Consider the following 13,497-nt stretch of genomic DNA (forward strand, 5'->3'; position numbering starts at 1 on the left):
GATCGCGTCTTCACTTTCAAGATACGGGAAGGGCATAAATGGTCTGACGGTGGCACGCTGACGCCGGAGGATTTTCGCTATTGTTGGGAAGATGTCTGGCTGAACGATGAGCTTTCGCAAGGCGGGCTCGCCCCAGCCCTGCTGGCTGACGGCAAGCCGCCGCGCTTCGACATCGTCGATCCGTTGACGGTCCGCTATAGTTGGGATGCGCCCAATCCCGACTTCCTGCCCAAGCTCGCTGCTGCTTCGCCGCTATCGCTTGTTCTGCCGGCCGCCTATCTCAAGCAGTTCCACAAGAAATATCAGGATCCATTCCGGCTCGCCGGCCTGATGAAGGAGAACCGGGCCAAGAAATGGACGCTCCTGCATATCCGCATGTCGCGGCAGTATCGCCCGGAGAACCCGGATCTGCCGACGCTCGATCCCTGGCAGAACCGGACCAAGCCGCCGGCCGAACAGTTCGTCTTCGAGCGGAACCCGTTCTTTCATCGAATAGACGAGAATGGCCGGCAACTACCCTATGTTGACCGCATCGTCATGAATGTCAGCTCGTCGGCGATCATTTCCGCCAAGACCGGTGCGGGCGAGAGCGACCTGCAAAGCATGGGAATTGACTTCGCCGACTACGCCTTCCTGAAGGACGCGGAGAAGCGGTACCCGGTGAAGATGCATCTCTGGAAACGCACACAGGGTTCGCGGCTGGCGCTGCTACCCAATCTGAATTGCGCCGACCAGGTGTGGCGTGGCCTTCTTCGCGACGTTCGCGTGCGCCGCGCACTTTCGCTCGCTGTGGACAGGCGCGAGATCAACATGGCCGTGTTCTACGGATTGGCGCAGGAAAGTGCCGATACGGTCCTGCCGGAGAGCCCGCTCTACCGGCCGGAATTTGCCAAAGCCTGGGTCGCCCATGACCCCGACCAGGCCAATGCCCTGCTCGACGAGGTCGGGCTTCAGACGCGTGACGATGACGGCCTGCGGATACTTCCCGATGGACGCCCGGCGCAGATCATCGTGGAAACGGCCGGCGAAAGCACGCTGGAAACCGACGCACTCGAACTCATCACCGATCACTGGCGCAAGATCGGCATTGCGCTGTTTATCCGGACTTCGCAGCGCGACATCTTCCGCAGCCGCGCGCTTGGCGGCCAGATCATGATGTCGATGTGGTCGGGCATCGACAATGGCGTGCCGACCGCCGACATGAACCCGTACCAGCTGGCCCCCACCATCGACGACCAGCTGCAATGGCCGCTCTGGGGTGCTCACTACTTGTCTCACGGCACGCTCGGCGAGGCGCCCGATCTTGCGCCTGTGGTCGAGTTGATGGCTTTGCTCAAGCGCTGGAATGCATCGACCGAAGCCACGGAGCGCGCCGAAATCTGGAATTCAATGCTGTCGATCTACACCGATCAGGTGTTCTCGATCGGCACGGTGAACGGAACGCATCAGCCGGTTCTGGCATCCTCGCGGCTGCGCAATCTGCCTGAAAAGGCGCTCTACGGCTACGACCCGACAGCCTATTTCGGTGTCTACATGCCGGATACATTCTGGCTTGGAGAGACCTGAGCGTGCTTCGATATATTGTCTGGCGCATCGCCGTGATGGTTCCAACGCTGCTGGTCATATCGGCGCTGGTGTTCACGATCATCGAACTTCCCCCTGGCGACTATTTCGACAGCTATGTTGCCGAGCTTCGGGCTCAGGGCGAAGCGGTGGATTCCGATCGCATCGAGATGATGCGCAAGGACTATGGTTTCGACAAGCCGCCGATCATTCGCTACTTCTACTGGGTCGGCGGGATGCTGCACGGCGATTTCGGCTATTCCTTCGAATATGAGCTGCCAGTTCGCGACGTCGTCGGGGAGCGAATGTGGCTGACCGTGCTGGTTTCCTTCGTCACGATCGTCTTCACCTGGCTCATCGCCTTTCCGATCGGCATGTACTCCGCCACGCATCAATACAGCTGGGGCGACTACGGCCTGACCTTCTTCGGCCTTCTCGGCCTTGCCATTCCGAACTTCATGCTGGCGCTGATCCTGATGTATTTCGCCAATATCTGGTTCGGCACGTCCATCGGCCATCTCATGGACCAGCAATATCTCAGCGAGCCGATGAGCTGGGCCAAGGCGAAGTCGATCCTCGCCCATCTTTGGATCCCGGTTTTGATCATCGGCACCGGGGGCACGGCAAGCATGATCCGGCGGCTGCGCGCCAACCTGCTGGATGAGCTACACAAGCAATATGTCGTGACCGCGCGCGCCAAAGGCCTTCATCCCTTTAAGGCGCTGGTCAAATATCCGCTGCGCATGGCGCTTAATTTCTTCATTTCGGACATCGGCTCCATCCTGCCGGCCATTATCTCCGGCGCTGAAATCACGGCGATCGTGCTGTCTTTGGAAACGACCGGGCCGATGCTGATCAAGGCGCTGCAGAGCCAGGACATGTATCTGGCGGGGTCGTTCCTGATGTTCCTCGCTTTCCTGACGGTCATCGGAGTCCTGATTTCCGACCTGGCGCTGGCGCTGCTTGATCCACGAATTCGTTTGCAGGGCGGCAGCACCAAATGAACACGCAATCGCCGCTGCCCGCTCCGGGTGCCCCACTGCAACACTACGTTTCCATCGCGCCCTTTGACCTGCAGTCGGTCGAGGCGATGACGCCGGAGCAGTCGAAGGTTTTTCAGGCGTCACAGTTGCGGCTGATGTGGTGGAAATTCCGACGGCATCGGCTTGCCCTTATATCCGGCATGTTCCTGGCAGCGCTTTATTTCGGGATACTGATCTGCGAGTTCCTGGCACCCTACAATCTGCACACGCGCAACATGGACTACATCTATTCGCCGCCGCAGCGGGTGCACCTGTTCCACAACGGCCAGTTCGTCGGGCCGTTCGTCTATGGCCGCCAGATGACGCTGGATATGGACACGCTCAAGCGGAACTACATCGAGAGACAGGATGATGTACAGCGGATCCGCTTCTTCTGCAGGGGCGACGGTTATCGGTTCTGGGGTCTGATCGAAGGTGACAGGCACCTTGTCTGCCCTGCCGAAAACGGCCAGCTCTTTCTTGCCGGCACTGACAGGCTAGGGCGCGATGTCTTCTCGCGCGTCATCTATGGCGCACGCATTTCACTGACAATCGGGCTCGTCGGCATCAGTTTCAGCTTCCTGCTTGGCATAGTCATCGGAGGCCTGGCCGGCTATCACGGCGGTATCTTCGACCTGATCGTTCAACGGATAATCGAAATTCTGCAATCGATTCCCAGCATTCCGCTATGGCTGGCTCTGGCCGCGATCATGCCGATGACCTGGAGTCCGATCCTGATCTATTTCGGCATCACCGTCATCCTCGGGCTGCTCGACTGGACCGGACTGGCGCGGGCAGTGCGTTCAAAGCTTCTAGCCTTGCGCGAGGAGGATTACGTTCTGGCCGCGCAATTGATGGGCGCCAGCAGCAGCCGCATTATCCGGCGGCACCTCATTCCCGGTTTCATGTCGCATCTGATCGCGACGGCGACGATTTCCATACCAGGCATGATCCTGGGCGAGACGGCGCTCAGCTTCCTCGGGCTCGGACTGAGGGCGCCGATAACCAGCTGGGGCATCCTGCTCACCGAGGCGCGCAGCGTCAGCGTGATCGCGTTCTATCCATGGCTGCTTTTGCCGATGCTCCCCGTCATTCTCGTCATCCTGGCGTTCAACTTCCTAGGCGACGGCTTGCGGGACGCCGCAGACCCCTACAAGTGACATCGCTGTCCCGCCGCGCGCCGGGCCCGCCGGCTGCACCGGCAAGACCCCTGTTGGCAGCCTGTTCGGTTGTTGCGGTGTTGATCGTTCGCCTCTATATGCGGCGAGGCTCGATCGGGGGTTTAACCCGTGAACCGTTATGGTCGCGGGCATTGCCGATCACTTGAGCCGGTTCAGGACACAGACGCATATGTCTCGCCTCGAGAGCTTCATCCGCAGGCTGACCGCACAGCGCGACATTCTCGATCAAGTCTGCGCGGGGGTGGCGAAGATCGAGGGCCCCGTGCTCGAACTCGGCCTCGGCAACGGCCGGACGTTCCATCATCTGCGCGAGCGCCTGCCCGGACGCCGGATCGTGGCATTCGACCGCGCGCTCGCCGCGCACGCCAGCTCAATCCCCGAAGCTGAAAACCTTGTGCTCGGCGAAATACGCGAGACGGCGAACAGGTTCATTGGCATAGACGCCGCCCTTGTTCATGCCGACATTGGCACCGGCTATGAAGATCGCGATGCAGTGACCGCTACCTGGCTTCCCGATCTGACCGCGCGCCTGCTTCGCGTCGGCGGCATCGCGGTCAGCGGCACGCCGCTCGACCACCCGCAGTTGCAGCGCCTCTTGCCGCCGCCTTCGGTGCCCGCAGATCGTTATTTTATCTATAGGCGCGTGTAAGAGCCGGAACGACTCAGGTCTTCAAGGGATCGTATATACTGCTATCTCTCGCTCAATGCCGCGCAGCGAGACCTCGTGGGCTACGGGCGTCAGCGCGTTCCTGTGCAACAGGTCGGCGGTGAGATTGTCGTCGACCACCGCGCGAGTGGCGAAGATCGCCTGTGCGTTGGCAAGGTTCTGGACCCGCGACGCAATGTTGACCGTCTGGCCGAAATAATCCTGCCGCTCGTTCAAAGACACGGCGATGCAGGGGCCGGCATGGACGCCGATCTTGAGCAGCAAATCCTCGCGCCCGCTCGTGTCGTTGAGCGCACGCATCGCATCGCGCATCCTGAGGGCCGCGGCAATCGCACGATCGGGCGTCGCGAAGGTCGCCATAACCGCATCACCGATCGTCTTTACCACCGCGCCGGCCTCCGCCGCCACGATCTCGTGCAGAATCTGGAAATGCGCGCGCACGAGATCGAAGGCCGCAAGGTCGCCCACCCGCTCGTAAAGCGCGGTCGATCCGCGCAGGTCGGTGAACAGGAAGGTCAGGCTGGTAATCTTCAGGCGCTGGTCGATGTCGAGTGTATCCGTGCGATAGAGATCGCGGAACGTCTGGTTGGTGAGCAGGCGCTTGGCGGTGAGGAAGGGCCGGCGTTTGCCCAGGAAATCATGCAATGCCTCGCCGGCGATGAAGACCGTCGGCAGCACGCGGGTTTCGGTCCTGTTTTCCAGCGAAATGCGCAACGGGCCAGGTTGCATCTCCAGCGTCTGGTTCTGGATATGGTCGCGGTCGAAGACTAAAGAGAGACTTCGGCGCTCCTTTGTTGGTTCGCCCTTCACGTCGATGAACTGCGCTGAATGGGTGACCGGCTCGAAGACGATAATGAATTCGGACGGAAGCTGTATGGGCAGAACCGCCTTTTCACCGGGCGCTAGTTCGATATCCTCCAGCGAGAACGCTTCCAGCTTTTTCGCGAAATCCTCATCCGGGACATCGACGCCGGACGCCCAGTAGATCTGGCGGAAATATTCCACCATCGGCAGTTCGTGTGGATTGTGGGCCGCAATCCTGCGTATGCGGGGACTGACGGTGAATGTCACCTCGACCATCTCGTCGAGGGTCGGCGAATAGCCCTGCGAGCACAGTGCGCAGCTGTATTCGTCCTTCTGAAGGGTTTTCAGCGTGGCGTTGGTGTCGAGCACGCCGCCACAGCCGGGGCACAGGACATTCCAGGAAATGTCGAAGATGCCGACCCGCGCAGCATGGAGAAAGGCGCTTATGGCGCGCTCCTCGTCGAGGCCATGCTTGCTGGCGAAGGCCAGCGTATTGATGCGGCAAAGTTCACGGTCCTCGCCCTCCGCGATGGTTCGCTTGATCGCTTCGATTGCCAGTGGATCGACATCGGTCGATTGCCGCAGAAGCGAGAACAGATCCTGGGCTTCGTTCATCGTGCAGGCTCCGGAAAATGCGCCCTCGAGGCGAGTTGACCGGACCGCGCTTTGGTCCGAGTGCCCCATTTTACGTCGAAACGGACCGTACGGCCATTCGAATAGATGAGCCTGGTGACAGTTCAATTCCCATTCGGCAGATTTTCACCGGCCGCAAGCGGCACTTTGATGGTATATAGGCATTCATCTTTGGGGCTCGCTCCCATGCCGACATCCAACAACCCACCGTTTCCCGCGGCCCTGCGCCTTTTCTCTGTGGCGGTCATCATCGTCTTGATCGTGGGCGCGGGCCTGTTTTTCGCGCCTGTGCTGGTCAAGCCGCGCTGGCCTTGGGCCGTCACGCCGTTCAATGCCCGCTTCCTCGGCGGCTTCTACACCGCCGAAATGGTCGTGATGGCGGCGCTCCTGTTGTGGAATCGCTGGTCGCCCGGCAGGCTCGTGCTCGTCATGGCCTTCATCTTCACCGTCATCGTGTCGGCGGCTTCATTCATCAATCTCGGCTATTTCAACTTCGAGCGCAAAGCACCGTGGCTCTGGTTTTTGGTCTATCTTGGCTCGGTCGCGGTATCCGGGGTGTTCCTGTGGCGGGCCAGGGCGCGTCCTTCGGCAAAAGGCGTGACGTTAAGCGCCGCATGGCGCGGCTACATGCCGGTGGAATCGGCGATCCTTGGGCTCTATGGCGTCGGTCTGCTGCTGTTTCCCCTGACATTCAGCAGCACCTGGCCATGGCCGGTCGATGCCTTCCACGCTCAGGTCTATAGCGCCATCTTCCTCGCCGGTGCGGGCGGCATATATCTTGTGTGGAGAAGCGCGCCGCGCGAGGAACTGCTGGTGCTCGGCCTGGCGCAGTTTCTGGTTGGCCTGCTTGCCATCCTTGGCCTCGTCATCACCGACGCCGCGGTGCACCGGATCGGCTGGACGGCGACCGGAACATTGGCGTGGCTCGCCCTTTTCGGCTGGATCGGCATCAGCGGCGTCTTCAAACTGTACGTCGCCTCTCGTTACTTTGGCTCGCAATCGGCATCATAGATTGCAGAGACGGCTGGATTTTCAGGTGACGTCCGGTGCATCGTGCCCAGCCGATTACCATAGAGCATTTCATCGTTCCAAAGGAAACGGCGAACTGCTCTATCTTTGTTCGGACGCAATTCCGGGCGGAAAACCGCTTACACTTTCCTGGAATTGCTCTAGCCGGGAACGCCATGAACAGCACGACTTCGCCATCCTCCGAGAAAATCCAGCCGCAGCTCCGACCCGTGCGGCCAAGCGATGCGGAGGCGCTTTGCACGATCTTCAACATGCCGGGCTTCCGCTGGGGCACTTTCAGGATGCCCTTCGAGAGGGTGGAGCAGGTGGAGCGGCGCATCGCCAAGTCCGGCCAGGAAACCACCTGGATCGTTGCGGAGCTGGACGGCAAGGTCGTCGGCCATGGCAGCTTGGTCGTGCAGGGTTCGCCGCGCCGTTCGCATATCGGCGAGATCAACATCGGCGTCGACGATGCCTTTGTCGGCAAGGGCATTGGCTCTGCCATACTTGGCGCGCTGCTTGACGTGGCCGACAACTGGCGGGCCCTGAAACGGGTCGAATTGACGGTCTATGCCGACAACGAACCGGCCATCCGTCTCTACACCAGCCACGGTTTCGAGGTCGAAGGTCGGCATGTGAAGGCCGGCTTTACCGACGGGCAGTACCACGACCTGCTGAGCATGGCCCGGCTGCGATTCTAGGATCCGCTGTATGGTCTTAACTGTCTGGTCTCCCTTGGCGTTTGCACCGCAAGCGGCTAGACGGGACCAATGACCGCCGTCTTTGATCCACCCCCTACGCCCCCGGCGGAAATTCTGGCGGTGCTTTCGCTGCTCTGCCCGGAAGTGGTGCGTGACATCGAGCAGAACTGGAATTCACAGGTTTCCGATTACGCCCGCCATCTGTGGCGGCCGGTGGCAAGGCCTGCATCAGGCCCGGCGATCGCTGCCCGCTCGATCCTGCGCGAAGTCCTGCATCAGCGCCTCAGTGTGATTGTGCAGCCTGAGGAGATCGGCAAGGCCCTCGAAGAGTTCGAGCACAGACCGGTGATTCAGTCCGGCCTGCATTGCCTGCTTCTGATGGACCGGATCACCTTCGATGCCCTCCTGCTTGCCTGGCTCGGCGCGGTCGAAAGCGGGCTGTCGGCCTTCTTCGCTTTCATGGGAACGACGATGACCATGGAGACAATTGGCCGGGAGGGGCCGGGCTGGCTCGATGTCGGCGACGACAAGGTCAACCTGTTTGGCATGGGCCGCCACAAACTGTGCCGCAAAAGCGCCTGCGCGGCCGGTCCCGTCTCCCTCAACAAGCGTGCGCTCGAAGCAGTCGGCGATGAAACCGATGCCAGCCGCTGGCTGGGCACGCTGCTTGCCAGCCAAAACAAGGTGTTTGGAACCGCTGCCGATGCGCTGACAGCCCTCAACGAGGATCTGGTCACCAATTGGGATCGTTCCGGCATGGCCCTGCCGGTTTTCATCGATGATCGGCTCGCCGCGGTTGCTGTAGCGCGGCATCTGGAAGATGACGGCAGCCTTCTTTCCAAGCTGCTCATCGAGCCCGCAAGACGCCAGCGCCTCGAGCATGCCTTGCAAGAGGCCGCATCGGGACCATTCGGCAGATTCCTGCCCAATGCCACGGACTATTTCTGGGGTATCCGCGAGCAGCGAGTACGCAAGCTCGTGCTGAAGAACGGGCACCTGATCGAGCCTGACAGGCCGCATGGTCTTTCCATCCCGTTCGAGCGGCCGCAGCTTGGGCAGGCGCTGCTGGATGGCGTGCTGCTGCCGAACTTGTTCCTGATGTTCCTCGCCCTTGCCATATTGCCGCGGGTGCGGGTCGTGGGCGGCCTGAGGCAGATCGGCTATGTAGCGCTTTTCCACTCGATCCTGCTGGCTGCGCTAGACGAAAACGTGCCGCAAGAGCGCGATCTGGCTGCGGAGCTGCAGGTACGGGAAAATGCCTGGGGCACTCGGGTCATTGATGAGAAGACCTCGGTCCGCGAGCAGCTTGCCGGCTTGCCGGAGGGGGCGCTCTTCCCGGACTTGCTTCGGCAATACCGATTGCGGACATTTGCCGAGACGACCGAAGACCTGAAACTGGTTCGTGAAAACGCCCGATGGCGCAAGATCGGCCAGGCAGGAATCAAGGCGACCTGAGCCTCTCACGTCAGGCCCTATTTCAGGGGGATGTTCTGGTGCGCAACCGCAAGCGAGGGCGGCGTCTGATCCAGTCGCATCATTCGAGCACCGCCTCGACAATGGCAACAAAGTCATCGAGCGAGCGATCCCCGCGAACCTCGATGCGCGGAAGGTCGATGGGATCGCAATCGAGGTCCGCCGGCCCGTGTCTACCGCCGAAGCCGATCCGATAGCCGCACTCCCTGGCCAGCCGGCCAAGCCTTCGGTCGGTGACAGAGAAGGGCGCCGCGAACGCCGTGGTTGGCCGACCGATCCACCGTTCGATGACCATACGAGAGCGCAGGAGCTCGGCGGCCAGGCCAGAACTCGACAGACCATCGATGGCGCGATGCGTCGCCAGATGGCTTCCGAAGAACGCACCTTCGGCGGAGAGGCGTCGCACCGTCCCGGCGTCCATAAGCTGCGTCGGCGGGCCGATCTCGGCGTCCCAGCGTGCGCTTTCACCCACCAGGTCCGTCACCAGGAACACTTCCGCGGTCAGGTCGTTCGCGCGCAAGGTCGGCCAGGCATGGTCGGCAAAGTTCTGGAAGCCGTCATCGAAGGTGATGAGCACCGGGCGGCCAACGAAAGGGCTGCGGTTGGCGATGAACCCTTCCAACTGCTCGGAATTAATCGCGTGAAAGCCATTGGCGCGCAGCCATCTCATCTGGCTGGCGAATGCGGTGGGCGTGAGCCGAAAGCGGGCGAGCGCGGCCGGACCATCGTCGGAGACGCTGTGATACATGAGGACAGGGATACGCTGCCGCCGCTCGTTACGCGCGACGTCGCGGCGCAAGGCCCGCGCCCCGCCCCAGACGATATTTCGCGCGACGCTGATTTCGATAGGCGCGCGGATTGGCACATAATCGATCACCGGTTCCGTCGCCACATCGTCCGGCGACAGCCGGCGGAAGCGGTCAATACGGTAGAGCTCGGTCTGGATCGATTGCTCGAGCACGAGACCTTCGGTCGCTGCCAGCGTCTCCGAGATCGCTTTTGCACCGAATGTGTTCCAGTCGAAGCCCGTCCTTTCAACATTGTCACGCAGCACGAATGCGTGCGCGCTGATGAAACTGCCGCCAGGCGCCAATGCTTCGGCGAATTTTTTGGCGATGCGCCGCAGCTCGGCGAGATCATCCAGATAGTAGAGCACTTCCGAACAGAAGATCAGATCCATCCCACCCGGCAGCGTGTCGGCAGCGAAATCCAGTACGCCGAACTCAACATTCGGCTGATCGCTGCATCGCGCGCCCGCCCGCTCGATGGCTATGGCGGAGATGTCAGTTGCGGTCAAACGGCCCACACGCGGCGCCAGCTGCCGCGTGAAGTGGCCCTCCGCGCAGGCCAGCTCAAGCGCCCGTCCGATGGGACCGGCAGGAAGGATTTCGAGCTGCCGCTCATATTTTTCCTGCTCATAGCGCGAACCGTAGCTCCAGGGATCCTCGGTCGCGAAATAGCTATTCCAGAACGCCGTGCGATCACTCCTATCCGTGGTCCGTGCTCGGCGCGGCGTTGCAGGAGGTTCTGCGGGTTCGGCGCTCGACCGAACCAGCTCCAGCGCTTCCGCGGCCAATTGCGCGAGTTTGCCGAAGTGGCTGTCCGGATCAGACCGGCGTTCCGCTGTGGATAATGCCTCGGCACTGTCTGAAAGCCGGTCAGGGGGCAGGATGTCCAGGATCAATTCGATCCAATGATCCGTTGTCACTGTTCCGAGTACGCCGAACTGCACGACAGCGTCGATCTGGCCATCCATGATCAGATGGGCATAGATTTGATCGGTTCCTTCCGGCAGTTCGGTCGAGGTCGGATTTCGAGCGTCGACGCGAAGTCCAAGTGTCCGCGCCAGACTGCGCGGCGCGGCAAGATCGTCGGCCTCGAGAAGCATCTGCTCAAGGTGATACTGGACGCGGCGAGCCGCGGCGGCATTGTCCCAGACCTTGCCGAGTCCGATAATCAACTCAGTAATAGCGCCGCCGAACCTGTCCCACCTGGCAGCCAATTGCGCCGGCACCGACAGGCTCCCTACCATAAGGCCATCGACGGCCACCCTGGCGATCTCACGCGCCCACTTACGCGCTACCGGAAGCGCGCGCAGGGACTGCGGGTCGATCGGGAGCGAGCTTCGGCCGCAATCCGACGCGGTGTTCCACAACGCGAACCATGCGAGGGCTTCGGAGGCGGAGCAGCCGTTCGCTTCTATCGCACCATTGGCGTGAGCCGCTGCCGGGTCTTTGACCCTGGAATCAGGAGAAAAGCCGCGGGCGATCACGATTCCCGCATCTGCCAGCATCTGCGTCGAATCGCGGGAGAGCGAGTTGGGGCTGATCCGATAGAAAGCGAGCGGCTCGTCGACCATTACCCAATTTTTGCCCAGGCGTGCGAGGCGCTGCCACAGATCCCAGTCCTCGCAGGTGCGCAGCGACACATCGAAACCGCCCAACTCGACAATTGTCTCCCGGTCGACCAGCAGCGCGTGAGTACAGACGGCACACTGGCGGGCGAATGTTTCGAAGGGCTGGATCGCGACCTCGGTTGAGATGCTCGACGGGGTGAGTTCGCCATCGGGCATCACACGCCGAGAACCGCAATAGACGGCCGCCGCATCGGCAGCGGTTTCCAGTGCGGCCAGCATTTTCGCAAGGAAGCTGGCATCCACCCAATCGTCCGCATCCAGAAACATGAGCCAGTGGCCGCGCGCTGTCGAAATCCCGCTATTGCGCGCGGCGGCGGCGCTATACGCGCACGACCTCAACGTCCGAAATCGGGCATCGCGCTGCACATAGCCGGCGATGATCGAGGGGGTGCGGTCTGTGGAGGCGTCGTCGACGATGATCGCCTCCCAATCCGCCATTTGCTGATCGAGAAGGCAATCGAGCGCGCGCGCCAGCGTCGCCTCCGCGTTGTGCGCAGGCACCACGATTGAAACCAAGGGGTCATGCGCCACGCCGTCTTACCCGCGCCTGGTTCGAGGGGAGAACAAGGGTTCCGAAACGTAGCCGGCGATTTCCTGGTTCATCGAGCTTTGGTTTTCTTCGGCAAGAGTCGGCTGTCAAAAACGGATGATGGCATCGGATGGCAGTACTGCTCTGTCAAGATCGGCGCGATCCAGAAACAGGCAAAAAGGATCGACCGCAGCTCAAGGCCCGCCCGCTGACTCACCCTGTCATTGCACGATACCGGCTTTGCGGAGCCCGTCCACCGCGACTTCGAAATCGGCAGGGTTCTTGTAGGGCAAGACTTTGCGACGGTATTCCAGCGAATAGTCGGGATTGACGCGAAGCACCTCCTCCCATGCCGCGCGGGCCTCGGCGAAACGGCCCAGATGGCCGTAGCAGGCGGCTAGAAGCGCGCGCGAGACGTCGGTGACGGCGTTGCGAGCCAGCCGTTGCATCAAAAGGTCAACGGCCTCTTCGTACCTCCCTAATTGAAACTGGGCCAAAGCCTGGAAGTGCAGAAGCACGTCCGGAAAGTAGGGATTCAAGGTCTTCCCCCGGGCGAAACTCTCGAGGGCCTCCTCGGATCTGCCCGAATAGTACAGCGCCTCGCCGAGGATGACGTGCCCTTCGGCGAAGTTCGGATTGAGGACTATCGCGCGCTCGGCCTCGTTGATGGCGCCGTCGTGCCGTCGAGTGTACAGCTTGGTTATAGCCAGCGCCCAGTGCGCCCAGGGATTGCTGCCATCCAGCGTTACCGCTTGCGTTGCGACCTCTTCCGCTTGCGCCATCGATTCCGACGGCGACGCACTCCACCTGTTCAGGTAATCGAGTCCGTGCGTGAGGGCGAGGAAAGCGTGGGCAGAGGCAAACGTCGGGTCCAGTTCGATGGCACGTTGCAGGAGGTCGCGGGCTGCGATGTTCGTCTCCCTCGTCAGCCGGTGCCACAGTTCCCGGCCCCGCAGGAAATAGTCATACGCCTCCGTGTCGCGCGAGTGCTCGGGCGCCAGCCGCTGACGGTCACCCTCAGTCAGATTGAGCGCCAGCGCACCGACGATCTGCTGCGTCACGTCGTCCTGCACGGCGAATATGTCGGTCAGGTCGCGGTCGAACCGCTCCGCCCAAAGATGGCCGCCCGTAGTTGCATCGATGAGCTGTGCGGTGATGCGCACCCTGTTCCCCGACTTGCGTACGCTGCCCTCAAGCACATGCCGCACGCCGAGCTTCGCGCCCACCTCCTGCACACGGACGTTCTGGCCCTTGAAGGTGAACGACGAATTGCGGGCGATGACGAAGAGCTGCGACAGTTTGGACAGCGCCGTGATGATGTCTTCAGATATGCCATCGGCGAAGTAGTCCTGTTCGGCGTCCCCGCTCATGTTGGCGAACGGCAGGACGGCGATCGACAGCTTCGGCGGCGCTGCCGTCGTCGGCCGGCTCGTCGCGGTTTCCGAGGCCGCGGCCGCCTTGGTCGCGGCGCTGCCGACTTGCAGCGAATAGACCCTGATC

General features: G+C 61.5%; 10 protein-coding genes. 7 read left to right on the forward strand and 3 right to left on the reverse strand.

Going from position 1 to position 13,497, the window contains the following annotated elements; all coding sequences use genetic code 11:
- The 4 genes from EN742_RS08975 to EN742_RS08990 all read left to right on the forward strand — a co-directional run.
- A partial coding sequence (locus tag EN742_RS08975; RefSeq protein ID WP_148670057.1) for an ABC transporter substrate-binding protein occupies window positions 1-1,566 on the forward strand: 1,566 nt, incomplete at its 5' end.
- Between the two features lie 2 nt (window positions 1,567-1,568).
- The gene (locus EN742_RS08980) at window positions 1,569-2,567 is read left to right on the forward strand and encodes an ABC transporter permease (RefSeq protein ID WP_126058886.1); all 999 of its coding nucleotides are present in this window, start codon (window positions 1,569-1,571) and stop codon (window positions 2,565-2,567) included.
- The gene (locus EN742_RS08985; protein ID WP_126058887.1) at window positions 2,564-3,745 is read left to right on the forward strand and encodes an ABC transporter permease; all 1,182 of its coding nucleotides are present in this window, start codon (window positions 2,564-2,566) and stop codon (window positions 3,743-3,745) included. The genes EN742_RS08980 and EN742_RS08985 overlap by 4 nt, the downstream gene beginning before the upstream one ends.
- A 190-nt stretch (window positions 3,746-3,935) precedes the next feature.
- On the forward strand, window positions 3,936-4,415 hold the full coding sequence (locus EN742_RS08990; RefSeq protein WP_128332689.1) for a class I SAM-dependent methyltransferase: 480 nt from the start codon (window positions 3,936-3,938) through the stop codon (window positions 4,413-4,415).
- A 21-nt stretch (window positions 4,416-4,436) separates the two neighbouring features.
- On the opposite strand, the gene EN742_RS08995 is transcribed toward EN742_RS08990, so the two are convergent.
- Window positions 4,437-5,852: an adenylate/guanylate cyclase domain-containing protein gene (locus tag EN742_RS08995; RefSeq protein WP_126058889.1), complete on the reverse strand. Its 1,416-nt coding sequence runs from the start codon at window positions 5,850-5,852 to the stop codon at window positions 4,437-4,439.
- 204 nt (window positions 5,853-6,056) lie between these two features.
- Between EN742_RS08995 and EN742_RS09000 the strand changes: the two genes are divergently transcribed.
- The 3 genes from EN742_RS09000 (at window position 6,057) to EN742_RS09010 (ending at window position 9,034) form a co-directional block, all read left to right on the forward strand.
- Window positions 6,057-6,881, forward strand: a complete 825-nt coding sequence (locus EN742_RS09000; RefSeq protein WP_126059399.1) for a hypothetical protein — start codon at window positions 6,057-6,059, stop codon at window positions 6,879-6,881.
- A 173-nt stretch (window positions 6,882-7,054) separates the two neighbouring features.
- Entirely contained in the window at window positions 7,055-7,579 is a 525-nt protein-coding gene (locus tag EN742_RS09005) for a GNAT family N-acetyltransferase (protein WP_126058890.1), read from the forward strand.
- A 69-nt stretch (window positions 7,580-7,648) separates the two neighbouring features.
- Entirely contained in the window at window positions 7,649-9,034 is a 1,386-nt protein-coding gene (locus EN742_RS09010) for a hypothetical protein (RefSeq protein WP_126058891.1), read from the forward strand.
- Window positions 9,035-9,113: 79 nt separating this feature from the next.
- Here the strand turns inward: EN742_RS09010 and EN742_RS09015 are convergent, their stop codons facing one another.
- Window positions 9,114-11,999, reverse strand: a complete 2,886-nt coding sequence (locus tag EN742_RS09015; RefSeq protein WP_126058892.1) for a trifunctional glycosyltransferase/class I SAM-dependent methyltransferase/polysaccharide deacetylase — start codon at window positions 11,997-11,999, stop codon at window positions 9,114-9,116.
- 219 nt (window positions 12,000-12,218) lie between these two features.
- On the reverse strand, window positions 12,219-13,497 hold a 1,279-nt coding region (locus EN742_RS09020), incomplete at its 5' end, for a tetratricopeptide repeat protein (protein ID WP_128332688.1).

Origin of the sequence: Mesorhizobium sp. M4A.F.Ca.ET.020.02.1.1 (assembly GCF_004022645.1) — a bacterium.
Lineage (GTDB): Bacteria > Pseudomonadota > Alphaproteobacteria > Rhizobiales > Rhizobiaceae > Mesorhizobium.